Here is a 22,865-nt window from a genome sequence, read left to right as displayed (position 1 = left end):
TTAGGGGGCAGGAGTTAATTTACGATTGCGCGCATTCGCGGCCGCTAAATCGCGTAAACAGAGAGAAAATGACGGTTAATCGAGCCTCTTGATTATCCGTAAAATCCTATTCATCAATTGGGCGCCGAAAGCCATTCTTCCGGGCAATTTTCGCCATATTCAGGAGTTTATCTGTGGCCACTCGATATCAATGGCAGCGTTTCAAAGGGATTGCCGACATGCGTTTCGTTATTGCTACGCTTCTGGCCACGGCAAATTTTCTTTCGCCCATGAGCAGTTTTGCCGAGAGCGCCGATGTCGAGGCGACGATCAAGAAGGTCGATACGGCCAATCTTGTCCTGACGCTCGATGATGGCAAGACCTATCAGGCGCCCGAGGAATTCGATTTCGAAGGCCTGAGGGCCGGCGTCAAGGTGGTGATTTTCTATACGGAAGTCGACGGCAAGCGCGTCATCAACGATCTCGACATCGTCAAGTAAGCAAGCCGCATTTGGGCTAGATCCAGCCGATCAGGCTCTGCGACGTCTCGATTTTCAAAATCCGGTCCTGCGGGATTTCGCCCTCAGAGGCGACGTCCTTCGGCAGGTTGGAGATTATCTTGAACAAGCTTCTGATGACGCCGCCATGGGTGACGCAGACGGTCGGCCGGTCGACTGAATTCAGCCATGCGCCGGTCCGCCACGACATGATCTCGTAGCTTTCCGCATCTTCGCCCGGCGGAATGAAATCCCACTTGTTGATGTTGCGTTCTGTCACTCTCTCTGCCTGCGAGGCCCTGAGCTGCTTGAGCGTGTAGCCTTCCCAGTCGCCAAAGGAGACTTCGACCAGACGTTCGTCGGTTCGGTAGTCCTCGGACGGGAGCCCCATGGCCGATCGCATGATCTCCATGGTTTCGCGCGTACGCCCGAGCGGGCTTGCGACGAAATCGAATTCCGTATCTTCGCCCTTCAGGACCGCCGCAAGGGCGATCCCGTTCTGTTTTGCCTGTTCGCGACCGATCGCATTGATCGGAATATCCTTCTGCCCCTGCAGACGGCGTTCCGCATTCCAGTCGGTCTGGCCGTGTCTGATCACATAGATAAGCACGGGGATCGGCTCCGCTTGGGGGAGGACGCCTCAGTCCTTGATGACAGAAATATCAGGCGCGTCCACAGCCTTCATGCCGATGACATGATAGCCGCTGTCGGCATGATGTACTTCACCCGTCACCGAACGGGACAGGTCCGAGAGAAGGTAGAGGCCGACATCGCCCACTTCCTCGATGGTCACGGTACGGCGCAACGGCGCATTATACTCGTTCCACTTGAGGATGTAGCGGAAATCGCCGATGCCGGAGGCAGCAAGCGTCTTGATCGGGCCTGCCGAAACGGCGTTAACACGGATGTTTTTCGGTCCGAGGTCGACGGCGAGATACTTCACGCTGGCTTCAAGAGCCGCCTTGGCGACGCCCATGACATTGTAGTTCGGCATCACCTTCTCAGCACCGTAATAGGTGAGGGTGAGCATCGAGCCGCCTTCCGTCATCAGCTTCTCCGCGCGGCGAGCGACCGAGGTGAAGGAGTAGACGGAGATCTGCATGGTCTTTGCGAAGTTGTCGGCCGACGTATCGACGTAACGGCCCGTTAGCTCGTCCTTGTCGGAAAAGCCGATCGCGTGCACGATAAAATCGATCTTGCCCCACAGCTTCTCGACGTTTTCGAAAACGGCATCGATCGTGGATTCATCGCTGACATCGCAATGGCCGACCATGACGGCGCCGATTTCGGCAGCCAGCGGCTCCACGCGCTTCTTCAAGGCATCGCCCTGGTAAGTGAAGGCAACTTCTCCGCCCTGCGCATGAATGGCCTTGGCAATACCCCACGCAATCGAACGATTGTTGGCGACACCCATGATGACGCCGCGTTTGCCTGCCATGAGGCCGGATGCTTGAGCCATATTTCGCTTCCCTAGGAATTCTGATGGTCCTGCCTATGGCATAGGCCGTTAATCGGTTCAAGCAGGCCCAAGATCATCAACTGTTAGGGATCGTAACAAAGGGTGCGATTGTCACCGAAATTTCATAAAAACAGCCCTTCACGCATGCTCCGCATGAGATCCGTGACTTTAGCGTCGGGTTTTTCCCACAACATAATACGCAATTCGACGACGAGATCGCCTTTTCCGCCGCTGTCGTTGGGCAGGCCTTGGTCGGGAATACGGATCGTCTTGTCGGAGCCGGACCAGGCAGGGATCGTCACATTGAGCGGTCCCTGCGGACCGTCAACGCGTGCCTCGGTGCCGAGCACCGCGTTTTCGATGTTGAGCGGCAGCACGGCATGCACGTCGAAACCATCGACGGTGAAGCGCGGATCGGGCGCGATGTGGATATTGATGACGGCGTCACCGCGCTGCATGCCCGGCAGCTTGAATCCTTGCCCCTTGAGCCGGACCTGATGGCCTTCAGTCGTGCCGGCCGGAAGGGCGAAGCCGACTTCGCGGCCCTCCGGAAGGGAAACTGTCGTCCAGCTTCCCTTCATGATGTCTTCGATCGTCACGGTTGCGGTCGCCACTTCATCCGGCGCCTTCTCAAGGCCTGGCTGGCCGGCGCCGGTGAAGCGGCGCACGAGCGAGGTCAGCAGGCTGAGCGGCAGGGACATGTTGGCGCCAGTGCCGGTGGTGGACTCGGTCTGCTCGTCCTCCGCCCTGGCGGTTTCGGATTCCGCTGTTTCCTGTTCCGGCTGCTTGGCCGCCTCGGCTGCATGCGGCCTGGCTTGTGCTTGCTGAGAATGTGCCTGCTGGGCGTGCGATTGCGCCTGGGCGCCAAAAATGCGTTCGACCATCTCTTCTGCGGCTTCGGTTGTGCCTGCCTGCTGCTGTTTGGCACCTGCTGCTGCGGCCTTCTGCGCATTGGCATTGGCGCGCGCAAGCTCTTCCATCACGCGCTCGGCATTGGCCTGCGCGGCCTTGGCGCGGACGGCGGCCTCACGGGCAGTCTGGCGCTGCTGCATGATCGTCTGCTCCTGCTTCTTGGCTTCTGCCATGCGCACGGCGCTGTCGAAGAGATTACGCTTTCTCGGATCTTTCAACGTTTCATAGGCGCGGCCGATCTCGGCGAAACGTGCGGTCGCCGTCGGGTCGCCCTGATTGTGATCAGGATGCACGGCCTTGGCCATGTTGCGCCAGGCAGTCTTGATTTCGTCTGCTCCTGCGTCACGCTTGACGCCCAGCACCTTGTATGGATCACGCATTGTTCGCACCACCGCTGTCGCAATCCGGGAGGCATGTTCCTCGTGGCCGTTCCCGGAAACCGAATCTCAACTCATGACGCGCCGTCCGGTTCGCTCTCGCGACAGGAAAACCCGCTCGTTGGGCGATCGTGCGGTAGAGTTGCTAATCACTTCTTATTTCCGAAGTTGGATATGGGGTGTTTTGCCGCGAATGGTTAGCCTTTCACTAAACATTGAGGCGAATCGGCACGGCGCATTAACCCTGACGTGTCAGGGGCGCATCGTGCCGGAACAGGTGGACAGTGGGATCAGCTTTCCGGCTGGAAGCTCAGAAGCTGCCAGTTGCCGCCACCGACAAGGCAGGTCTTGCCGTAGAATTTGGCGATGCCGACATAGGAATGCCGCGTCGTGCGGAACTGGCGGCAAACCTGGCCGGCGTCATTATTCTCGACGATCGTGTCGATGATGCCGGCGCTGCCGGTGGACGCATTGGCCCATGGAAGCGGCTGTCCTTCGAGCTTCTGGATATCGGCAGACGTCACGGCGTTGCGTACCGTCATCTCGTCGGAAAGCGTATCGGTGCTGGGCGCTGGCTGCGGCACCGTGCCGGTCGCAACCGAACGATCCACCTTTGACGAACTCAGGAAATCGAACCCTCCGGCCACGCAGCCGGAAAGTGACAGAATCGCGATACCGACGATGGAGAGCCTGAAGCTGCGGCGCAGCGAACCCTTTGTATGGCGATGTGTCTTTGCTATGACTTCCACCCTGTATCCTTCCCCAGCATCGAAAGCTGGGTCAGTTTTCATAAACCGCGGGATTTGAATTAATATGTCGGAAAACGGGTTAACAGGTGGTGACTTTACCGAAAGTGAAGAGCCCTTCAAGCTCTTTGGGGAATGGCTGAAGGAGGCGGAGGCTTCCGAAGTCAACGACCCCAATGCTGTCGCGCTCGCGACGGTCGATGAAGATGGGCTGCCCAATGTCCGCATGGTTCTCCTGAAGGGTTTCGATACCGACGGATTCGTCTTCTACACGAATTTCGAGAGCCGGAAAGGTCGCGAAATCTTGGGGCAGAAGAAAGCCGCCATGTGTTTCCACTGGAAAACGCTGCGCCGCCAGGTGCGCATTCGCGGCCCTGTCGAATTGGTCACCGATGCCGAGGCCGACGCTTATTTTGCGACCCGCGCCCGCGGCAGCCGTATCGGCGCCTGGGCTTCCAAGCAGTCGCGCCCGCTCGAAAGCCGCTTCGCGCTGGAAAAGGCCGTTGCCGAATATACGGCGCGTTACGCCATCGGCGACATCCCGCGCCCGTCTTACTGGTCCGGCTTCCGGATCCGCCCGACCTCGATCGAGTTCTGGAAAGACCAGAAGTTCCGACTGCACGACCGTATCGAGTTTCGCCGACCGACGCCTGAGGGGGCCTGGGACAAGGTGCGAATGTATCCGTAAAGGGCTTATTTCCCGAGCAGTTTCAATGGAATGCCGGAAGCGAGCGCCGAAACATAGCGTGGCTTTTGGTAAAAGCCGTTGAGTGAGATGCGCGGCATATAGGTGGGCAAGCTTGCGGTCGGAAAGCCTGGCTGCGTTGTTACCGCGACGGCAAATCCGAGCTTTGCCGCAAGGTCCGCTTCGCGGCCCGTTGCTGCCTCGGGCGTGCCGTAGGGAAAAGCGATCGTCCGGGGGCGGGTGCCGGTGATCGACTCGACATAATCGGCCGAGATTTCCATCTCGATCCGAGCTTCCGCATGCGGCAGGCGGGCAAGCGCCCGATGGCTGATCGTATGGGCGCCGAGACTGGCGAGCGGGCTTGCCGCGAGCTCGCGCAATTCCGGCGGCTCCATGACCAGTTCCCGCGTGATATCGACCGGCTCTATACCGTGGCGCCGCGCCAGTGCATCCACCTCCGAGATGGCGCGGCTTTCGTCCTGCCTGTGGATAAACTCGGCAAGCCGGTCGAAGGCGTCCCATTTCCGGACGGGCGTATCGAGCGCCAGCCTCTCTCTGCCCCGGCCGAAATTGAACTCGATGCTGTTCTCCCTGCCGAGCAGCAGCGCCAGCGTCTCCCACCAGATGCTGTGCGAGCCTTCGGCAAAGCCTTGCGCAATGAAAACCGTAAAGGGTGCGCCATGCCGTTCGAAAACGGGCAGGGCATGGACGAAATTGTTGCGATACCCATCATCCAGCGTGAAGGCGGCGAACAGGCGATCGTCCTGCGGGTCCGACAATAGGGAGGGCACCGCATCGAGCGGCACGAAACGATAGCCGCTCCGCTTCAGCCGCCGAAGCGCCGCGTCTAGAAATTCCGGCGTGATTTCAAGATGTTGGTTTGGCTCGAACGGTTGTGCGATATGCGGGCGTACATGATGGAGTGTGAAGATGACGACGCGTCCGCAGGCCTCTTTCATGAGCCCGGCGGCATTTGCCAGCCAGGCCGCTTCCAGCCCGCCGCCGATCGCGATGCGCTTCAGACGCCGCTTCCACTGCCCCATTTTTTCCGTGACCCCGCTTTGTAATCGTGTCACACAGACTATCAATGCCGCCGTTAAACCTTGCTGAATCCCGGTTGGAAAGCGGTTTATTTACCGGCCTTTAACCAAGCGAAACAAAAGCTTGGAAAAAACTTGGGCGTTGCCTCAAAGTCGCGCCAGATTGTGGGCATCTGTCACAATACGGGACATAATTCCGGTTGTAGCGACTCGCCGGATATAATGAGGGGAAGTGCATGAGAAGGCTTTTGGCAGCCATTTTGACCGCGACGCTGGCAATTACTGCACCTGTTGCGGCCTTTGCCGGAAGCGCCTCCCTCGTGCTCGATGCCCGCACCGGCAAGGTCCTTGCGTCCGAAAACGGTGACACGCTGAACCATCCGGCCTCGCTGACGAAGATGATGACGCTCTATCTCACCTTCGAGGCGCTCAATCGCGGCAAGATCACTTGGGATACACCGATCATCATGTCGAAATATGCGGCCTCCCGTCCGCCGACGAAGCTCGGCGTGAAAGCGGGCGGCACGATTACCGTGCGTGAGGCGGTCTATGGCATGATCGTCAAGTCGGCCAACGATGCTGCTGCCGCCATCGGTGAAAAGCTCGGCGGTTCGGAAAGCAATTTCGCCCGGCTTATGACCCAGAAGGCCCGCCAGCTCGGCATGAGCCGCACGGTCTTTGTCAATGCATCTGGCCTGCCGGACGCGCGTCAGATCACGACTGCGCGCGACATGTCCACGCTCGCTGTGGCGCTGCTGAAGAATTATCCCAGCGAATATCGTCTCTTCTCCATTGCAAGCTTCAATTTCCGTGGCCAGACCATCCGTGGCCACAATAATCTCATGTATCGCTACCAGGGCATGGACGGCATCAAAACCGGTTATACAAATGCCTCCGGCTTCAACATCGTCAGCGCCGTGAAGGACGGCAATCGCCGCGTGGTCGGCGTGGTACTTGGCGGCCGCACGGCCCGCAGCCGCGACGCCAAGATGGCCGGGTTGTTCGACCGCTATATGGGACGTGCCTCCTCCGGCGGCGCCAAGCTGACCGCCAGCATCAATGCAAAACAGCAGGTCGAGGTCGCCTCGGCCGCGGATGAGGCCGATGTTCCCGCGCCGGCGATCGCGCCGCGCGTTGCGGGCGAGGCAGCAGCACCCGCACCGAAGGCGCTCGGTTATGCCGATAACGGCGTTATCCCGTTGGAGCGCCCGGCGGCAATGGACGAGATCATGAATGCCGGCAAGGCGCCTAAAGCGCCAGTCGGCAAGGCAGGTGGCTGGCAAATCCAGATCTCGGCTGCTCCGAGCGCCGATGCTGCCCGCGCGCTTCTTGCGCAGGCCCAGTCCGAGGCAGGTGCGCCGCTCGTTTCCGCCTCGCCGTACACCGAAGCTGTGGGGAAGGGGCCTGGCACGATTTACCGCGCCCGTTTCGTCGGCTTCCAGAGCAAGGAAGATGCGACCTCCGCCTGCGATGCCCTGAAGAAGCGCTCATACGACTGCATGCTTCTGCCGAACCAGGGCTGAGCTGGCTACTCTGGACAATTTCCGGGAATCGGCGCTCTCCTCATAAACAAAAGGAGAACGTCATGCTGCAGCGCCTCGCCGACCAGTTCGAAACATCATCCTCGGCTTACGCCGCCGCCAACGACATTGAGCGTGATGCCGACTGGTTTCTGCTGAAACTGCAGGAGGAGATGGGCGAGTTGACCCAGGCTTGGAACCGCCTGACTGGCCGCGGCCGTGCCAAAGGCCGCTCGCCCGAGGAGATGGAACTCGACCTTGCGGACGAGACGGCCGATATCCTCGGCCACCTGCTGCTTTTCGCCCGTCGCCATGACATCGATCTCTCCGCTGCGATCGAGCGGAAATGGAAATTTAAGCCGGCGCGAACGTGGGAGAGCTAACCCGTGTCGTTTGGGGATGGGACACATACATGCGCTGGATAGGGCAGGCGAGCGCTTCCGTGGATCTCGTCGGTGACCCGGCGCGGCTGGAAGTTTGGAAAAATGTCTGGAAATATTGGACGATCGTTGCGTTAAATGCCGTGATTTGCGCCGTCCTTGTCCTGATCACCAGCAGTGCAATAGACGTCCAGGCTTTCCCTGCACTCATGGCCGGTCTTGCTCTCGTCTTCATGCCGGTTCAACTCACCCGCTCGATCTACCGAGGCTCGAAGATCACCTTCTGCAGGCCGATCGTCGTCTTATCATCCGAAGGCATCCAGCATCAGGGGCTGTCGGTCAGCCTTGGCTGGCGGTCGATCAGCCAAATCAGCAAGGTGAATCGGGCACGCACGCGGGAGAGAACACTGCGACTGGTCGTTCGAGATGACGCCGATCCAAAACTTTTGAGTGATCTTTTCATCTGGAACTGGGGGATACTGCCGAGGACGATTTTCGTTCCGTTGGATCAGATCAAGAGCTATTCGGCCAAACGATGCGGCATCAATTATCGATCGGTATTTCAAAGAATCCACTCATTCGGCTTAGTGGCATAATTTAAGCGAGGTCATCCGGCTTCGGGAAATCTGGTTGCGCCTCCGGCCTTGCCGACCGGAATGCCTCAAGCACCACGCAGCGCTGCTCGACCGAAAGCAATAGGGGATAGGGCGAAAGATCGTGGCCAAGACGACGGGCATTGCTCATCTGCGGAACGAGATGCAGGTCAGCCCAGCCGGGACGGTTGCCGAAACAGAAGGGCGACTGGATTTCGCGCTTCGCGAGCGTTTCTTCGAGTGCGGTGAAGCCAAGACCGAGCCAGTGCTGCGCCCATCGCTTTACCTCTGCCTCGCCGCCGCCGCGCTCGTCCATCAGGAAACGCCGGACGCGCTGGACCGTCAGGGAGTGCATCTCTGAAGCAATATGGGCCGCAAAACCTCTTGCCTGCGCACGCAGCACCGGATCCTCCGGTAGGAGGCTCGGGTCGGGATAGCTCTCCTCTATGTAGGCGAGGATGGCCGACGACTGTGGCACGACGTGGCCGCCGATATCCAGCGCAGGCAGAAGCCCCTGCGGATTGAGTCGGTGATATTCGCCGGCTTCAAGCGATCCGACGGGAATGTAGCGATAGGAAATACCTTTGAGATTGAGCGCGATCCGCACCCTCTCCCCTGCCGAATTCTGCCATCGCGAGATCAGCCGCATCAAAACCTTCTGAAAGCTCGAGTCAGCCGAGCTTATATTGGTAGAACTTGCTGTCCACCGCCATCAGCGGGAACGAGCGCGGCAGGGCGCTCTCGGTAATCTCAGCAAACCCGTTCTTCTCATAGAACCGGTGCGCTGCAACGAACTTGTCCGTCGTGCCGAGGAAGATGTCGGTTACGCCGACTTCACCGGCATGAGCAAAGAGCGCCGCGAGCAGCCGGTTGGCCACACCATGTTCGCGGCCTCGCACCTCGGCGGCCACGAACATCTTCCGAAGAGCCGCCTGGTTGTTGCCGATATCCTTGAGGCCGACCGTGCCGACAATGGCGCCATCCTTCACTGCGACCCAAAATTGACCCTTGCCCGACTGGTAGAAGTCGGGAATGACGCGCAGGTCCGGCTGCGCGTCGGCGGTGATGTCGATGTCGAATTCCTCGCGCTGGATCGGCAGGATGACCGAGATCACGCCGTCGGCATCGTCAGGAGCGAAGGTTCTGATCTCGATTTCGACCATGAAAGTACCGCCTCAGGCCTGAGTGCCGCCGACGGTCACCTGATCCATGCGCAGATGCGGCTGGCCGACGCCGACAGGCACCCACTGGCCTGCCTTGCCGCAATTGCCGATGCCGGTATCGAGCTTCATGTCGTTGCCGATCATGGACACACGCTTCATCGCATCCGGGCCGTTGCCGATCAGCATGGCGCCCTTGATCGGTGCGCCAATCTTGCCGTTCTCGATAAGATAGGCCTCGGTGCAGCCGAAGACGAATTTGCCCGATGTGATATCCACCTGGCCGCCACCGAAGGAGACGGCATAGACGCCCTTCTTGACCGAAGAGATGATCTCTTCCGGCGGCTTGTCGCCGCCGAGCATATAGGTGTTGGTCATACGCGGCATTGGCACATGCGCATAGCCTTGGCGGCGGCCGTTGCCGGTCGGCGCCATGCCCATCAGCCGGGCGTTCTGCCGGTCCTGCATGTAGCCGACGAGCTTGCCGTTTTCGATCAGCACGTTGTAGGCGGACGGCGTGCCTTCATCGTCGATGGTGATAGAGCCGCGGCGGCTGTCGATCGTGCCGTCGTCGACGACGGTCACGCCCGGTGCCGCTACCATCTGGCCGAGGAGGCCCGCAAAGGCAGATGTTTTCTTGCGGTTGAAGTCGCCTTCGAGGCCATGGCCCACGGCCTCGTGCAGCATGACGCCCGGCCAGCCGGAGCCGAGCACGACATCCATCGTGCCTGCCGGCGCATCGATCGCTTCGAGATTGACGAGTGCCTGCCGCAGCGCTTCGTCGGCGCCGTGCTGCCAGCTTCCGGTCGCGATGAAATCGCCGAAACCGATGCGTCCGCCCTGGCCATAAGAGCCGCTTTCCTGCCGGTCGCCTTCGCCAACCATGACGGAGATGTTGATACGCGTCATGGGACGGATGTCGTGTACGCGATGGCCATCGGCGCGCAGGATATCGACCACCTGCCAGCTTGCCGCCACCGAAGCCGTGACCTGCCGCACCTTGTCGTTCTTGCCGCGCAGATAGGCATCGATATCGGTCAGCACCTTCACCTTCTCCTCGAAGGTTGGTGAACCGATCGGGTTCTCGTCTGTATAGAGCTTGCGGTTCGTGCCCTGGGGCGCAGCAGCATAGCTGCCGGAATAGCCGCGCGTGACGGCGCCGACCGCGTCGGCCGCCCGCTTCAGCGCTGTGACGGAGAGATCGCCCGCATGCGCGTAGCCGACAGCTTCGCCCGCCACTGCGCGCAGGCCAAAACCCTGTTCGGTGTTGAAGCTGCCGCCCTTGAGGCGACCGTTGTCGAAGGTCAGCGATTCCGCCTGCGCATGCTCGATGAAGAGCTCGCCGTCATCGGCGCCGGAAAGCGCCTCGGCAACAAGCTTGCGCATCGTCGCTTCATCGGCATCGAAAAGCGTCAGGAGATCGGTGGTCATGGTTTTATGCTCCGCAAGAAGAGCGGTAATGCTCAATAGCCGATGTAGGTCTGTTGTGCTGCGCGAGCAAGCCCCGCCAAATCAGGGCAGGGCGTCATAGCCTTCCGCGAACCCCTTGAGGTCGACGGGAATGCCGATGCCTTCTTCCGGCGTCTGGAAGACGATGAAGGTCGCCTGCGCGCCGCTGCGGAAGGTCTTGAGTAACTCGTCTTCAAGAACGACTTCGGCATAGCAGCCGTCGGCGAAGCAGCGCACGAAATAGGCGCGGCCGATATCCTTGCCGTCGACATTGAGGCCGAGGCCGTTCGGCAACAGCACGCCGAGCGGTGCCAGCACGCGCAGGATCTTCGACTTGCGGTCAGCCGTCTTCAGGACGACGACGGACAGGCCTACTTCCGGACGGTCTTCGGCGATGACATTCTGCATCAGCGCGCACTGCTCGGTCGAAGCGCCTGCCGGCTTGTCGCAGACGACGGACCATGCGCCATGGTTGGAACGGACCGTGCCGGGTGCCGGTGGCTGCGCCTGGCTAGGCGTCACCTGCTCGACGTTCGGCGTCGTTGACGGCGCGGGCTGCTGTGTCGGGGCGGGCTTCGGAGCAGGCGCGGCGGGACGCGACTGCGCGGGCGTCGGCGTCTGCTGAGCGAAAACGGGGCTCGTCGCGGCGGTCGCGATGCCCGCGGTCAGTACAAAAGACCGCGCGAGGGAACGGAAACCCATGAAAACCTCTGGATATCGAATCATTGCCGCTATTTGTGAAGCTGCCCACAGAAAATGAAAAGCCCCACCCCGTGAAAACCGGGGGACTGCGGCAGAAATAGGACCTCGCCAAAAGAATGTGCAGCCGGCGGATTGGCCCTGAAGCGCGTTTTTCGTATGCTGATGAAAAGCTTGCAATGTTTTGCCGTGGCTGAGGAGGCAGTCTTTGAGCAAATATGCCGCATAGACAATTGCTTCTGCCTGTTGCGGCGGATGCCAAACTGTGGTTTGAAGCGCAGAAGATGGCAAGGATTCTGCGTCCGATTTGATGCAGATCAGCGCTCGAGGGAGATTACAAGGTGATTAAGAAGGCTTTTGCAGCTCTGACCGCGCTGGTCTGTCTGCTTTTTGCTTCCGGCACATATGCCGATCAGCCGATGCCGTGGCAGGCTACCCTGCAGCCGGCAGCGACGCCGATCATGCGGGAGATCCACTGGTTCGAACAATACACGCTGTGGTTCATCGTTCCGATCACGCTGTTTGTTCTCGTTCTCCTTCTGGTCGTCTGTTTCAAGTTCCGTGCTTCGGCAAACCCGGTTCCCTCCAAGACGAGCCACAATACGGTGATCGAAGTCATCTGGACCGTGGGGCCGGTCTTGGTACTTCTCTTCCTTGCCATTCCCTCCTTTACCCTGTTGACCGCGCAGCTCACCCTGCCGGAAAACCCTGATGTGACCATCAAGGCGACCGCGACCCAGTGGCAGTGGAACTATGAATATGAAGGTTCGGGCGAAACGCCTGTCGCCTTCGACTCCTATCTTCTGAAGGAGCCGGATCGTGCCGCTGCGGGCAAGACCGATCTTTCCGTCTATCCGCGCCTGCTCGCCGTCGACAACGAACTCGTGCTGCCAGTCAACAAGACCGTTCGCGTTCTCGTCACCGCCGCGCCGACCGACGTCATCCACGCTTTCGCCATGCCGTCCTTCGGTGTCAAGATCGACGCCGTTCCGGGCCGCCTGAACGAAACCTGGTTCCGCGCCGAGCGCGAAGGCCTCTTCTACGGCCAGTGTTCCGAGCTTTGCGGCAAGGACCATGCGTTCATGCCGATCGCCATCCGCGTCGTCTCCGAGGACAAGTACAAGCAGTGGCTGGCTTCGGCCGCCAGTGACTTGCCCGGCGCCTACAAGACACTGATCGCCGCCGCCGATGGTCTCGCAAAGACCGTTGATGTCGCTGAAAACGTCGCAAAGTAAGATAGGGATCGGGACAATGGCTGGACCTTCCGCTCACGACGATCATTCTCATGATCACCACGCTCATGACGCTCACGCGCATGACGACCATCACGATCACTCTCATACGCCGAGCTTTGCCGATCGCTGGTTCTTCTCCACGAACCACAAGGATATCGGCACGCTCTACCTGATCTTCGCGATCTTCGCCGGTATCGTCGGCGGCCTTCTCTCCGTTGCCATGCGCATGGAGCTGCAGGAGCCGGGCATCCAGATCTTCCACGGCCTGGCCTCCATGGTCTACGGCTTCGAAGGCGATGCTGCCATCGATGGCGCCAAGCACATGTTCAACGTCTTCACCACCGCTCACGCGCTGATCATGATCTTCTTCATGGTCATGCCGGCGATGATCGGCGGTTTCGCCAACTGGATGGTGCCGATCATGATCGGCGCACCTGATATGGCCTTCCCGCGTCTGAACAATATCTCCTTCTGGCTGATCGTTCCGGCCTTCCTGCTGCTGGTCATCTCGATGTTCGTCGAAGGCCCGGCCGGTGCATACGGCGCAGGCGGTGGCTGGACCATGTATCCGCCGCTCGCAGTCGGCGGTCAGCCGGGTCCGGCAGTCGACCTTGCGATCTTCTCGCTGCACATTGCCGGTGCCTCGTCGATCCTCGGTGCGATCAACTTCATCACCACTATCCTCAACATGCGCGCTCCCGGCATGACGCTGCACAAGATGCCGCTCTTTGCCTGGGCCGTGCTGATCACCGCCTTCCTGCTGCTGCTCTCGCTGCCGGTTCTGGCTGGCGCCATCACCATGGTGCTCACCGACCGTAACTTCGGCACAGCCTTCTTCGCGCCGGAAGGCGGCGGTGACCCGATCCTCTACCAGCACCTGTTCTGGTTCTTCGGTCATCCGGAAGTCTACATCCTGATCCTGCCGGGCTTCGGCATAGTCAGCCACATCGTATCGACCTTCTCGAAGAAGCCGGTCTTTGGTTACCTCGGCATGGCCTATGCCATGGTCGCCATCGGCGCCGTCGGCTTCGTCGTCTGGGCTCACCACATGTACACGGTCGGCCTGTCGCTCGACGCGCAGCGCTACTTCGTCTTCGCGACGATGGTCATCGCCGTTCCGACCGGCGTGAAGATCTTCTCCTGGATCGCGACGATGTGGGGTGGCTCTATCAGCTTCCGCACGCCGATGATCTGGGCGATCGGCTTCATCTTCCTCTTCACCGTCGGTGGTGTCACGGGTGTCCAGCTCGCAAACGCCGGCCTGGACCGCTCGCTGCATGACACCTATTACGTCGTGGCTCACTTCCACTACGTTCTGTCGCTCGGCGCCGTCTTCGCCATCTTCGCTGCCTGGTATTACTGGTTCCCGAAGATGACCGGCTACATGTATAGCGAGTTCCTTGGCAAGCTGCACTTCTGGGTCATGTTCATCGGCGTGAACCTGGTGTTCTTCCCGCAGCATTTCCTCGGCCTCGCCGGCATGCCGCGCCGCTACATCGACTATCCGGATGCATTTGCCGGCTGGAATTATGTCTCGTCGATCGGCTCCTACATCTCCTTCGTCGGCGTGATCATCTTCCTCGTCGGTGTCTGGGAAGCCTTCGCCAAGAAGCGCGTTGCCGGTGACAATCCGTGGGGTGAGGGCGCAACGACCCTCGAGTGGCAGCTGCCTTCGCCGCCGCCCTACCATCAGTGGGAACAGCTTCCGCGCATCAAGTAAGATGCCGGATCTGGCGATTGAGGAATTCAGGACGGAATGATGACGGTAATCGACAATCACGAGGCTCTTGCTGAAGACGGCGATTTTCGCCTGTCGGAAGCCAGTGCACGCGATTATTTCGAGCTTCTGAAGCCGCGGGTCATGTCACTCGTGGTCTTCACGGCCTTTGCCGGCCTGGTGCTGGCGCCGGACCACATCAACCCCGTTCTCGGCCTGATCGCCATTCTCTGCATTGCCGTCGGTGCAGGCGCATCGGGTGCACTGAACATGTGGTATGACGCCGACATCGACGCCGTCATGAGCCGCACCGCCAAGCGCCCGATCCCGGCCGGCCGCATCAAGCCCAAGGAAGCCCTGGCCTTCGGCCTCGTGCTCTCCTGCTTCTCGGTGACGATCCTGGGCCTCGCGGTCAATTGGCTGTCGGCCTCGATCCTTGCCTTCACCATCTTCTTCTATGCCGTCATCTACACGATGTGGCTGAAGCGCTCGACGCCGCAGAACATCGTCATCGGTGGCGCGGCCGGCGCCTTTCCGCCGATGATCGGCTGGGCCTGCGTGACGAATTCCGTCACGATCGAAAGCACCGTCCTCTTCCTCATCATCTTCCTGTGGACACCGGCGCATTTCTGGGCGCTTGCCCTCTTCAAGATGCGAGATTACGAAGCGGTTGGCGTGCCGATGCTGCCGAACGTGTCCGGTGAGCGCACCACCAAGCACCAGATCGTTGCCTATGCCGTGCTGACGGCCATATGCGCGGTGCTGCCGACCTTCCTCGGCTTTGCCAGTGTCGGTTATGGCGTGGTGGCCGCGGCACTCGGTGCGGTCTTCATATACTGTTCCATCGCCGTCTGGCGCATGCCCGACGGCGATCTCAAGATGATCCCGGCGAAGAAGCTGTTCGGCTTCTCGATCTTCTATCTCTTCGCCGTGTTCTCCGCGCTGATGCTCGACCGGCTGGTCGCCATGCTGGCCTCGTATGCAGGAGGCTCGTTCTGATGGAATTGGTCAAGCTTACTGAAGCGCAACGCAAGTCGCGCCGCAATCGCAACATTGCGCTCGGCGTCGTGCTCGCCGGTCTGGTAATCCTTTTTTACGTCATCACCATCGTCAAGTTCCTCGGACATGGAGGCTGATGAGATGAGCGACGCCGTCAACACACCGAAGAAGCCGCGCAACAACGCTGCCGTCGTCTTCATGTGCCTGAGCTTCGTCGTCGGTATGGGCGCGGCAAGCTATGCCGCCGTGCCGCTCTATCGGCTCTTCTGCCAGGTGACCGGCTATAACGGCACGACACAGCGTGTTGATCAGGTTTCCAGCGTCATTCTCGACCGTACGATGCGTGTCACCTTCGACGCCAACGTCGCTCCCGGCCTGCAATGGGAATTCAAGCCGGTCGAGCGCGAGGTCAATCCGAAGATCGGCGAGACCATCCAGGTCAATTTCATCGCCGAAAACCGTTCCAACGAAACCCAGCGTGGCCAGGCGATCTTCAACGTGACGCCGGGCGAAGCGGGCGCCTATTTCAACAAGGTGCAATGTTTCTGCTTTAATGAAACGGACCTGAAGCCGGGCGAGAAGCTTGAAATGCCGGTCGTGTTCTACATCGATCCGGAAATTACCAAGGCCGCTGAATCGAAAAGCATTCACACGGTCACGCTGTCATACACGTTCTATCCTAAAGAGGGTCCGAAGCCGGTGGCTTCGAATGAGGATGGGACGGGACAGGCTGAAAAGAAACTTTGATTGAGGAGTGTTTCCGGCCGTGCCGGAAGCGGAGAAGGAAGACACCGGGGATCTGACATGGCCGATGCTCATCAGAAGAATCACGACTATCACATCATAGCTCCGAGCCCGTGGCCGATACTGGCCTCGCTCGGCGCATTCCTGATGGCCTTTGGCGGCGTCGGCTACATGCGCTACCTGAACGGCGGCTCGCTGCATGTTTTCGGTATCGAATGGGCGCATCCGTGGCTCTTCTTCATCGGGCTGGCTGTTGTTTTCTACGTCATGTACGGCTGGTGGTCCGACACCGTGAAGGAAGCCCACGAGGGCGCCCATACACGCGTCGTGTCGCTGCACCTGCGCTATGGCATGATCATGTTCATCGCTTCGGAAGTGATGTTCTTCGTCGCCTGGTTCTGGGCCTATTTCGACGCCAGCCTCTTTCCGCACGAGGCCATCCAGGCTTCGCGCCTTGCCTATACCGGCGGTGTCTGGCCGCCGAAGGGCATCGAGGTTCTCGATCCCTGGCACCTGCCGATCTACAACACCGTCATCCTGCTGCTCTCGGGCACGACGGTCACCTGGGCTCACCACGCTCTGCTGCACAACGACCGCAAGGGCCTTATCCAGGGCCTGACGCTGACGGTCCTGCTCGGCGTGCTCTTCTCCTCCGTCCAGGCCTATGAATATGCCCATGCTCCGTTCGAGTTCCGCAACTCGATCTACGGCGCGACCTTCTTCATGGCCACCGGTTTCCACGGCTTCCATGTTCTGGTCGGCACCATCTTCCTGCTGGTCTGCCTCCTTCGTGCGCTGCGCGGTGACTTTACGCCGAAGCAGCACTTCGGCTTCGAGGCGGCTGCCTGGTACTGGCACTTCGTCGACGTCGTCTGGCTGTTCCTGTTCTTCTGCATCTACGTTTGGGGCGGCTGGGGCGCACCGGTTGCGGCAGGCTGATCGAGGCCGGATAGAAATCAAAAAAGGCGGGTGCCACTGGCCCCGCCTTTTTCTTTGTCTCGGCGACAGAGCATTTCCGTCTTTCTTCGAAACGCGAAAATGCTCTATCTCTTTGTTTCCGCGCAATTCCGGATGCAAAACCGTCGCGCACTTTCGCTGGAATTGCTCTGGCTCTTTGTCTTACCGTTGACCAGCCAGCTTCTCGAAGGCCGAAGGCTCGGGAATGCCGAGGTCCAGCTGATGGCGGATCGCCTCGGCGCATTCGAGCGCCGTCAGCACGGATGTATCAACCTCCATGTCGTAGAGGCCGGGGCGATGCACCTCGTCCTGCCAACGCTGTACTGGTTCCGGCACGGGTGCCTCCCCGGTGGCGCGCAGGTAGAGGGTCTCACGCCCGTCCTCCGCGATTTCCCGCCGCTGCATGATCGTCTCGATCGGACATCTGACGCCGACGAACAGCACGGGAAAACCGTCCAGTCGTCTGGCGCAGTCGCCGAGGATGCCGAGTGGCTGCGAGTAGCTGTCGTGGTGGCCGAGGTCGGCGACGACGTTGAGCCCCAATCCGGCATGGATGGCGATCGATTCATAAAGCGCTGCATAGAGGAACGGCACGAGTTCTTCGAGATCCGGCCGCTCGCCGCCGGGCCTCAATCCGATACCGGGCAGGTAGCGCTTCGGCGTCATGGAATTATAGGTATCGACGCCGAGGTTGATCCACGGCCCCTCGAATTCTTCCTGGATTGCGCGTGCAATGCTGGATTTGCCGCTTCGCGGTGCGCCGTTCAGGATAATGATCTGTCCGGCATGGCTGTCGTTGGTCATCAGTCTTCTTCTTCTGTTTGGCGCGAATCGCTGAGGCGAAATCGCGCAGGTATTTCCATTCGGGATGCGAATACTTTATGGGAGAGTTAAGGCAGACGACGAAAAGCCGCCTGCATGGAGATCGGCATGAACGAAGATAGCGCACAATTTCCACCGGTCGATCCGGTCAAGACCGGCATCAAGGGATGCTGCCCGCGCTGCGGTCATGGGCAGCTCTTCGATGGCGTGCTCGGCCTGAAACCGAACTGCGCCGCCTGCGGGCTGGATTATTCCTTCGCCGATGCAGGCGATGGTCCCGCCGTCTTCGTTATCCTCATCGTCGGCTTCATCATCATCGGTTCGGTGCTCTGGCTGCAGGTCAATTATGCGCCACCGATCTGGGTTCACATTCTGCTCTTTGCTCCGCTCACAATCATACTCTCCCTGCTGGCGTTGCGCTGGTGCAAGGGCATCCTCATCGCCATGCAATATCGCCATAATGCCCGCGAGGGACGCCTAAGTGACTGACATCGAGAGTCCGGCCCCGTGCCGCAAGCTGCCGGTGTTTACCGGCATAACCGTTCTCATTGCGCTCGCCATCCTGATCTCGCTCGGCACCTGGCAGGTGGAGCGTCTTCACTGGAAGGAAGGCCTGCTCGCCGATATAGCCGAGCGCCGAGCCGCAGCCCCGGTTCCGCTTGCCGATATCGAGGCCATGGCCGCTCAGGGCGGCGACATCGAGTATCGCACGGTCACGGCCACCGGCCGCTACATCAACAACAAGGAGCGCCATTTCTTCGCCACCTGGCGTGGCCAGACCGGCTATTACATCTATACGCCGCTGCAGCTCGCGGATGGGCGCTACCTCTTCGTCAACAGAGGCTTCGTTCCCTATGAGAACAAGGAGCCGGAAATGCGGATGCAGGGCCAGTTGACGGACCAGCAGACGGTAACCGGCCTCGCGCGTGCCAAACTCCCCGGCAAACCCTCCTCGCTCGTGCCTGACAACGACGTAGCGAAGAATATCTTCTACTGGAAAGATCTTGATGTGATGGCGTCGAGCGTCGACCTCGACAAGGCTGATGTCTTACCCTTCTTCCTCGATGCCGATTCCACGCCCAACCCGGCGGGCTTTCCGATCGGCGGCGTCACGCAGGTCGATCTGCCGAACGACCATCTGCAATATGCTTTCACCTGGTACGGGCTGGCTGCGGTGCTGCTCGTTGTCGTCGCCATCTCCTGGTTCCGTCCCCGCAAGGGTGCAGCGCAATAGTATCGCTTCAATTCCGACCCATATTGGGTTAGAGGTCCCTGAAGCTTAACCTGGGTATGTTATGAACATTGCGGCAAAACCTCCGTTGACGATCAGGCTCTGCGGTCCGCGCGGCTTCTGCGCCGGCGTCGATCGGGCGATCCAGATCGTCGTGCTGGCGCTGAAGGCTTACGGCGCGCCTGTATATGTCCGCCACGAGATCGTCCATAACCGCTATGTCGTGGAAGGGTTGGAAGCCAAGGGAGCGGTCTTCGTCGAGGAGCTTGACGAGATCCCGGCGGAACATCGTGCCCAGCCGGTCGTCTTTTCCGCCCATGGCGTGCCGAAATCCGTGCCCGAGGATGCGAATGCCCGCAACCTCTTCTATCTCGACGCAACCTGTCCGCTGGTCTCCAAGGTCCACAAGCAGGCGATGCGCCATAATCGCCTCGGCCGCCATGTCGTCCTGATCGGCCACGCCGGTCATCCCGAAGTGATCGGCACCATGGGTCAGTTGCCCGAAGGCACTGTTTCGCTCATCGAAACTGTCGAGGATGCGGACGTTTATCAGCCGGTCGATCCCGATAATCTCGGCTATGTCACGCAGACGACGCTTTCGGTCGACGATACCGCCGGCGTCATCAAACGGCTGGAAGAGCGCTTCCCCAAGCTACAGGCTCCGGCCGCTGATTCCATCTGCTATGCCACGACCAACCGCCAGGAAGTGGTGAAGGAAGCAGCCCCCGGCTGCGATCTGTTCATCATTGTCGGCGCGCCGAATTCGTCCAATTCCAAGCGGCTCGTCGAAGTGGCACTCCGGGCAGGCGCGAAGAAGTCGATCCTCGTGCAGCGTGCTTCAGAGCTCGACTGGGATGAGATCGGCCCGATTGCCACGCTCGGCCTGTCCGCCGGTGCTTCTGCCCCGGAAGTGATCGTCAACGAGATCATCGAGGCCTTCCGCACACGCTTCGATGCCCGCGTCGAGCTTGCCGAAACCGTGCAGGAAAACGAGCACTTCCTCGTCAATCGCGAACTGCGCAGCCTTGAATTGACGACGGCTGACATGGCATTCGTGAACGGGGAATGAGGTGAGGGGGCTACCCCTCTGCCCTGCCTATCTGATGACACCGCTTCTACAGTGAGATACCCACCTTGGCAGTTTATACCGATATCGCCGAAGACGATCTGAAATGGTTTCTCACCGAATATGATGCCGGTACGCTGCTCTCTTACAAGGGCATCGCGGAAGGCGTGGAGAATTCCAATTTCCTGCTGCACACATCCAAGGCGCCGCTCATCCTGACGCTTTACGAAAAGCGGGTGGAAAAGAGCGATCTGCCCTTCTTCCTCGGCCTGATGCAGCATCTGTCTGCCGGCGGCCTGTCCTGCCCGCTGCCGCTGCCGCGCAAGGACGGCGCGCTGCTCGGCACTCTGTCGGGCCGTCCCGCCGCACTCATCTCCTTCCTTGAAGGCATGTGGCTCAGAAAGCCGGAAGCCAAACACTGCCGCGAAGTCGGCAAGGCGCTGGCGCAGATGCATGTTGCTGGTGAAGGTTTTGCACTGACGCGGCCGAATGCCTTGTCGCTGGAAGGCTGGCAGACGCTCTGGGACAAATCCGAGGCGCGCGCCGACGAGGTCGAGCCCGGATTGCAGAACGAGATCCGCAGTGATCTCAATTTCCTGCGGGCCTATTGGCCGAAGGATTTGCCGGCTGGCGTCATCCACGCCGATCTTTTCCCTGACAACGTCTTCTTCCTCGGCGACGAGCTCTCGGGCCTCATCGATTTCTATTTCGCCTGCAACGATCTGCTCGCCTATGACGTTTCGATCTGCCTCAATGCCTGGTGCTTCGAGAAGGATGGCGCCTACAACATCACCAAGGGCATGCAGATGCTGGAAGGGTACCAGAGCGTACGGCCGCTGAGCGAGGCGGAGATTAAAGCTCTGCCGGTTCTCTCCCGTGGCTCGGCGCTGCGCTTCTTCCTGACCCGTCTCTACGACTGGCTGACGACGCCCGAGGGCGCGATGGTCACCAAGAAGGATCCGCTGGAATATCTGCGCAAGCTGCGCTTCCACCGCCAGATTTCCTCGCCCGCCGAATATGGACTGAGCCTATGAAGCACATCGATATCTTCACCGACGGGGCATGCTCCGGCAACCCCGGCCCCGGTGGGTGGGGCGCTGTGCTGCGCTACGGCGAGGTCGAGAGGGAACTCTCCGGCGGCGAGGCTGAAACCACCAACAATCGCATGGAGCTCCTCGCTGCCATCTCCGCACTGACTGCCCTGAAGGAGCCCTGCGAGGTCGATCTCTACACCGACAGCGCCTATGTCAAAGACGGCATTTCCAAATGGATCTTCGGCTGGAAAAAGAACGGATGGAGGACATCGGACAACAAGCCGGTGAAGAATGCGGAACTCTGGCAGGCGCTGGAAGAGGCCCGCAGCCGGCACAAGGTGACGCTCCATTGGGTCAAGGGCCATGCCGGCCATCCCGAAAACGAGCGCGCTGATGAACTCGCCCGCAAGGGTATGGAGCCTTTCAAGAAGAGCAAGAAGGCAGGCTGATCAGGCCGCCTGCCGCTGCTCTGCCGCAGCATTCCGTATCAACCGGTGCATATATTCGAGCTTTGTCACGACAGGGGGAGACAGCACGAAGGGATAGGAATCCGGCTGTCCCATGCTGCGCTGGATCGCGTTGATCGCAAGGCTGAGCGGCACCCAGGCGCCGACAAGCTGTTCGGCGCTCTGCGCCCGATAGGGATTGAAATCCACTTCACCAGCGATCTCTTCATGCCCGCGCGGATCAATCGCGATGCCGAAGCCACGCGCCGTTTCCAGCGTATCGACGATGTGCAGGTAGTGCGCGAAGCATTCTGCGAAATCTTCCCAAGGGTGAACGGAGGCATAGGCGCTGATGAAGGTCGCCTGCCAGCCCGCAACTGGACCGTTGGCATAGCGATCCTGTAATGCGGCGCCATAGTCCTGCCGCTCATCGCCGAAGACTGCGCGGAATTCATCGAATCCATTGCGATCGCGGACCAGCTTGTTCCAGACGAAGTGCCCGGTCTCGTGGCGGAAATGGCCGAGCAGCGTGCGATAGGGTTCATCCATCGCCATGCGCGCCTGCTCGCGGGTCACGTCGTCTGCTTCCGCTGCGCGGATCGCGATCAGCCCGTCTTCATGGCCGGTGATGGCCGGTACGAGATTGCCGTCATTTTGCACGGTGTCTTCAAGAAAATCGAAAACGAGGCCGCCTTGCGGGTCTTCCTGCCGGTTGGGATGCGGCAAGTTCCAACGCAGTAGCGAATAGAAGAGGTGGCGCTGCGCCTGGCTGATGCGGCGCCAGCGGTCGATACCATCTTGCGTGTCGGTATTCGGCACCAGCCGGTTATGCCGGCAGGCGATGCAAAAATCATTGTTGTCATCGACCAGCCAGTTGCAGATGTCGAGGCCCGCATTGGCGCAGAACTGCACAAGCCGGTTCGGATCGGAGACGACCTGCCAGTTCGTCTCGTGGCGCGATTCCAACGCATGCATGGAAAGATCGCGCGCAAAGAAGCCGAGGCGATGATTGCAGCGCACGCACTGCCTGTTGTCGAAATGGATGACCTGATCGCAATTGTCGCAGGCAAACAGCCTCATGGCAGCCCCCTACAGGCAGGATATGATGGAAAATGCCC

27 protein-coding genes are annotated in these 22,865 nt (G+C 60.0%); 16 read left to right on the top strand and 11 right to left on the bottom strand.

All coding sequences use genetic code 11. The features are described 5' to 3' along the window. The first annotated feature begins 218 nt into the window (after positions 1–218). Positions 219–479, top strand: coding sequence for a DUF1344 domain-containing protein (locus tag J2X71_RS01800; protein WP_310378420.1), 261 nt, complete (start codon positions 219–221; stop codon positions 477–479). A 16-nt stretch (positions 480–495) separates the two neighbouring features. Here J2X71_RS01800 and J2X71_RS01795 read toward each other — a convergent pair whose 3' ends face one another. From J2X71_RS01795 to J2X71_RS01780, 4 genes are all read right to left on the bottom strand, one after another. Then, complete coding sequence (locus J2X71_RS01795) at positions 496–1,086, bottom strand: histidine phosphatase family protein (protein ID WP_310378418.1); 591 nt, start codon at positions 1,084–1,086, stop codon at positions 496–498. 30 nt (positions 1,087–1,116) lie between these two features. Continuing rightward, a complete protein-coding gene (fabI, locus tag J2X71_RS01790; protein ID WP_007817957.1) occupies positions 1,117–1,935 on the bottom strand; it encodes an enoyl-ACP reductase FabI in 819 nt (272 codons plus the stop codon). A gap of 122 nt (positions 1,936–2,057) precedes the next feature. Then, positions 2,058–3,227 (bottom strand): DnaJ C-terminal domain-containing protein, encoded by a 1,170-nt coding sequence (locus J2X71_RS01785; protein ID WP_310378414.1) that lies wholly within the window; start codon positions 3,225–3,227, stop codon positions 2,058–2,060. A gap of 287 nt (positions 3,228–3,514) precedes the next feature. Next, positions 3,515–3,973, bottom strand: coding sequence for an RT0821/Lpp0805 family surface protein (locus J2X71_RS01780; RefSeq protein ID WP_007817961.1), 459 nt, complete (start codon positions 3,971–3,973; stop codon positions 3,515–3,517). 64 nt (positions 3,974–4,037) lie between these two features. Here J2X71_RS01780 and pdxH point away from each other — a divergent pair, with 64 nt between their 5' ends. After that, a complete protein-coding gene (pdxH, locus tag J2X71_RS01775; protein WP_310378412.1) occupies positions 4,038–4,658 on the top strand; it encodes a pyridoxamine 5'-phosphate oxidase in 621 nt (206 codons plus the stop codon). A gap of 5 nt (positions 4,659–4,663) precedes the next feature. On the opposite strand, the gene J2X71_RS01770 is transcribed toward pdxH, so the two are convergent. Continuing rightward, entirely contained in the window at positions 4,664–5,698 is a 1,035-nt protein-coding gene (locus J2X71_RS01770) for a polysaccharide deacetylase family protein (protein ID WP_310378411.1), read from the bottom strand. 233 nt (positions 5,699–5,931) lie between these two features. Here J2X71_RS01770 and J2X71_RS01765 point away from each other — a divergent pair, with 233 nt between their 5' ends. The 3 genes from J2X71_RS01765 to J2X71_RS01755 all read left to right on the top strand — a co-directional run bounded on the left by J2X71_RS01765 (position 5,932) and on the right by J2X71_RS01755 (position 8,191). Further along, complete coding sequence (locus J2X71_RS01765; protein ID WP_310378409.1) at positions 5,932–7,218, top strand: D-alanyl-D-alanine carboxypeptidase family protein; 1,287 nt, start codon at positions 5,932–5,934, stop codon at positions 7,216–7,218. 62 nt (positions 7,219–7,280) lie between these two features. After that, positions 7,281–7,598: a pyrophosphatase gene (locus tag J2X71_RS01760; protein ID WP_310378407.1), complete on the top strand. Its 318-nt coding sequence runs from the start codon at positions 7,281–7,283 to the stop codon at positions 7,596–7,598. A 29-nt stretch (positions 7,599–7,627) separates the two neighbouring features. Beyond that, positions 7,628–8,191 (top strand): hypothetical protein, encoded by a 564-nt coding sequence (locus J2X71_RS01755; RefSeq protein WP_310378405.1) that lies wholly within the window; start codon positions 7,628–7,630, stop codon positions 8,189–8,191. A gap of 1 nt (position 8,192) precedes the next feature. On the opposite strand, the gene maiA is transcribed toward J2X71_RS01755, so the two are convergent. The 4 genes from maiA to J2X71_RS01735 all read right to left on the bottom strand — a co-directional run bounded on the left by maiA (position 8,193) and on the right by J2X71_RS01735 (position 11,523). Further along, positions 8,193–8,837, bottom strand: coding sequence for a maleylacetoacetate isomerase (gene maiA, locus J2X71_RS01750; RefSeq protein ID WP_310378403.1), 645 nt, complete (start codon positions 8,835–8,837; stop codon positions 8,193–8,195). Between the two features lie 22 nt (positions 8,838–8,859). Beyond that, a complete protein-coding gene (locus tag J2X71_RS01745) occupies positions 8,860–9,351 on the bottom strand; it encodes a GNAT family N-acetyltransferase (protein ID WP_310378400.1) in 492 nt (163 codons plus the stop codon). A 12-nt stretch (positions 9,352–9,363) separates the two neighbouring features. Beyond that, positions 9,364–10,779 (bottom strand): metalloprotease TldD, encoded by a 1,416-nt coding sequence (tldD, locus tag J2X71_RS01740; protein ID WP_310378398.1) that lies wholly within the window; start codon positions 10,777–10,779, stop codon positions 9,364–9,366. Between the two features lie 81 nt (positions 10,780–10,860). Further along, positions 10,861–11,523, bottom strand: a complete 663-nt coding sequence (locus J2X71_RS01735; RefSeq protein ID WP_310378396.1) for an invasion associated locus B family protein — start codon at positions 11,521–11,523, stop codon at positions 10,861–10,863. Positions 11,524–11,837: 314 nt separating this feature from the next. Here J2X71_RS01735 and coxB point away from each other — a divergent pair, with 314 nt between their 5' ends. From coxB to J2X71_RS01705, 6 genes are read left to right on the top strand one after another with little or no spacing between them, the layout of a single operon-like run. Further along, the gene (coxB, locus tag J2X71_RS01730) at positions 11,838–12,731 is read left to right on the top strand and encodes a cytochrome c oxidase subunit II (protein ID WP_310378394.1); all 894 of its coding nucleotides are present in this window, start codon (positions 11,838–11,840) and stop codon (positions 12,729–12,731) included. A gap of 16 nt (positions 12,732–12,747) precedes the next feature. Next, positions 12,748–14,451: a cytochrome c oxidase subunit I gene (gene ctaD, locus J2X71_RS01725; RefSeq protein ID WP_310378391.1), complete on the top strand. Its 1,704-nt coding sequence runs from the start codon at positions 12,748–12,750 to the stop codon at positions 14,449–14,451. 39 nt (positions 14,452–14,490) lie between these two features. Further along, positions 14,491–15,447 carry a heme o synthase gene (locus J2X71_RS01720; protein WP_037105949.1) on the top strand — a complete coding sequence of 319 codons (957 nt, stop codon included), beginning with the start codon at positions 14,491–14,493 and terminating at the stop codon, positions 15,445–15,447. Then, positions 15,447–15,584, top strand: a complete 138-nt coding sequence (locus tag J2X71_RS01715; protein WP_007817987.1) for a hypothetical protein — start codon at positions 15,447–15,449, stop codon at positions 15,582–15,584. Before J2X71_RS01720 ends, J2X71_RS01715 begins: the two co-directional genes overlap by 1 nt. A gap of 4 nt (positions 15,585–15,588) precedes the next feature. Further along, a complete protein-coding gene (locus tag J2X71_RS01710) occupies positions 15,589–16,194 on the top strand; it encodes a cytochrome c oxidase assembly protein (protein ID WP_113323077.1) in 606 nt (201 codons plus the stop codon). 57 nt (positions 16,195–16,251) lie between these two features. After that, positions 16,252–17,130, top strand: a complete 879-nt coding sequence (locus J2X71_RS01705) for a cytochrome c oxidase subunit 3 (protein ID WP_113323078.1) — start codon at positions 16,252–16,254, stop codon at positions 17,128–17,130. Between the two features lie 180 nt (positions 17,131–17,310). Here J2X71_RS01705 and J2X71_RS01700 read toward each other — a convergent pair whose 3' ends face one another. Next, on the bottom strand, positions 17,311–17,952 hold the full coding sequence (locus J2X71_RS01700; RefSeq protein ID WP_310378388.1) for a phosphotransferase-like protein: 642 nt from the start codon (positions 17,950–17,952) through the stop codon (positions 17,311–17,313). Positions 17,953–18,078: 126 nt separating this feature from the next. Between J2X71_RS01700 and J2X71_RS01695 the strand changes: the two genes are divergently transcribed. From J2X71_RS01695 to rnhA, 5 genes are all read left to right on the top strand, one after another. Further along, entirely contained in the window at positions 18,079–18,459 is a 381-nt protein-coding gene (locus J2X71_RS01695) for a DUF983 domain-containing protein (protein WP_007817996.1), read from the top strand. Continuing rightward, positions 18,452–19,204 (top strand): SURF1 family protein, encoded by a 753-nt coding sequence (locus J2X71_RS01690; protein ID WP_310378385.1) that lies wholly within the window; start codon positions 18,452–18,454, stop codon positions 19,202–19,204. The genes J2X71_RS01695 and J2X71_RS01690 overlap by 8 nt, the downstream gene beginning before the upstream one ends. A 61-nt stretch (positions 19,205–19,265) precedes the next feature. Then, positions 19,266–20,270, top strand: a complete 1,005-nt coding sequence (ispH, locus tag J2X71_RS01685; RefSeq protein WP_113323082.1) for a 4-hydroxy-3-methylbut-2-enyl diphosphate reductase — start codon at positions 19,266–19,268, stop codon at positions 20,268–20,270. A gap of 65 nt (positions 20,271–20,335) precedes the next feature. Further along, complete coding sequence (locus tag J2X71_RS01680; RefSeq protein ID WP_113323083.1) at positions 20,336–21,301, top strand: homoserine kinase; 966 nt, start codon at positions 20,336–20,338, stop codon at positions 21,299–21,301. Further along, positions 21,298–21,750 (top strand): ribonuclease HI, encoded by a 453-nt coding sequence (gene rnhA, locus J2X71_RS01675; protein ID WP_310378380.1) that lies wholly within the window; start codon positions 21,298–21,300, stop codon positions 21,748–21,750. Before J2X71_RS01680 ends, rnhA begins: the two co-directional genes overlap by 4 nt. Here the strand turns inward: rnhA and J2X71_RS01670 are convergent, their stop codons facing one another. Further along, positions 21,751–22,827 carry a putative zinc-binding metallopeptidase gene (locus J2X71_RS01670; RefSeq protein ID WP_310378378.1) on the bottom strand — a complete coding sequence of 359 codons (1,077 nt, stop codon included), beginning with the start codon at positions 22,825–22,827 and terminating at the stop codon, positions 21,751–21,753. Between the last annotated feature and the right edge of the window lie 38 nt (positions 22,828–22,865).

The sequence above is a fragment of the Rhizobium sp. 1399 genome (assembly GCF_031455475.1).
Taxonomy (GTDB): domain Bacteria; phylum Pseudomonadota; class Alphaproteobacteria; order Rhizobiales; family Rhizobiaceae; genus Rhizobium.
The sequence above is the reverse complement of the archived record's forward strand: the minus strand, read 5'-3'. Positions and strand labels throughout refer to the sequence as shown.

Excerpts from the sequence above, each read along its gene's own strand:
- J2X71_RS01755 (WP_310378405.1), top strand. The coding sequence starts at position 7,628 with ATGCGCTGGATAGGGCAGGCGAGCGCTTCCGTGGATCTCGTCGGTGAC.
- tldD (WP_310378398.1), bottom strand. The coding sequence starts at position 10,779 with ATGACCACCGATCTCCTGACGCTTTTCGATGCCGATGAAGCGACGATG.
- J2X71_RS01715 (WP_007817987.1), top strand. The coding sequence starts at position 15,447 with ATGGAATTGGTCAAGCTTACTGAAGCGCAACGCAAGTCGCGCCGCAAT.
- J2X71_RS01700 (WP_310378388.1), bottom strand. The coding sequence starts at position 17,952 with ATGACCAACGACAGCCATGCCGGACAGATCATTATCCTGAACGGCGCA.
- J2X71_RS01745 (WP_310378400.1), bottom strand. The coding sequence starts at position 9,351 with ATGGTCGAAATCGAGATCAGAACCTTCGCTCCTGACGATGCCGACGGC.
- J2X71_RS01770 (WP_310378411.1), bottom strand. The coding sequence starts at position 5,698 with ATGGGGCAGTGGAAGCGGCGTCTGAAGCGCATCGCGATCGGCGGCGGG.
- fabI (WP_007817957.1), bottom strand. The coding sequence starts at position 1,935 with ATGGCTCAAGCATCCGGCCTCATGGCAGGCAAACGCGGCGTCATCATG.
- J2X71_RS01720 (WP_037105949.1), top strand. The coding sequence starts at position 14,491 with ATGACGGTAATCGACAATCACGAGGCTCTTGCTGAAGACGGCGATTTT.
- J2X71_RS01705 (WP_113323078.1), top strand. The coding sequence starts at position 16,252 with ATGGCCGATGCTCATCAGAAGAATCACGACTATCACATCATAGCTCCG.
- J2X71_RS01670 (WP_310378378.1), bottom strand. The coding sequence starts at position 22,827 with ATGAGGCTGTTTGCCTGCGACAATTGCGATCAGGTCATCCATTTCGAC.
- pdxH (WP_310378412.1), top strand. The coding sequence starts at position 4,038 with ATGTCGGAAAACGGGTTAACAGGTGGTGACTTTACCGAAAGTGAAGAG.
- maiA (WP_310378403.1), bottom strand. The coding sequence starts at position 8,837 with ATGCGGCTGATCTCGCGATGGCAGAATTCGGCAGGGGAGAGGGTGCGG.
- J2X71_RS01735 (WP_310378396.1), bottom strand. The coding sequence starts at position 11,523 with ATGATTCGATATCCAGAGGTTTTCATGGGTTTCCGTTCCCTCGCGCGG.
- J2X71_RS01760 (WP_310378407.1), top strand. The coding sequence starts at position 7,281 with ATGCTGCAGCGCCTCGCCGACCAGTTCGAAACATCATCCTCGGCTTAC.
- J2X71_RS01695 (WP_007817996.1), top strand. The coding sequence starts at position 18,079 with ATGAACGAAGATAGCGCACAATTTCCACCGGTCGATCCGGTCAAGACC.
- J2X71_RS01800 (WP_310378420.1), top strand. The coding sequence starts at position 219 with ATGCGTTTCGTTATTGCTACGCTTCTGGCCACGGCAAATTTTCTTTCG.
- J2X71_RS01785 (WP_310378414.1), bottom strand. The coding sequence starts at position 3,227 with ATGCGTGATCCATACAAGGTGCTGGGCGTCAAGCGTGACGCAGGAGCA.
- ispH (WP_113323082.1), top strand. The coding sequence starts at position 19,266 with ATGAACATTGCGGCAAAACCTCCGTTGACGATCAGGCTCTGCGGTCCG.
- J2X71_RS01765 (WP_310378409.1), top strand. The coding sequence starts at position 5,932 with ATGAGAAGGCTTTTGGCAGCCATTTTGACCGCGACGCTGGCAATTACT.
- J2X71_RS01710 (WP_113323077.1), top strand. The coding sequence starts at position 15,589 with ATGAGCGACGCCGTCAACACACCGAAGAAGCCGCGCAACAACGCTGCC.
- rnhA (WP_310378380.1), top strand. The coding sequence starts at position 21,298 with ATGAAGCACATCGATATCTTCACCGACGGGGCATGCTCCGGCAACCCC.
- ctaD (WP_310378391.1), top strand. The coding sequence starts at position 12,748 with ATGGCTGGACCTTCCGCTCACGACGATCATTCTCATGATCACCACGCT.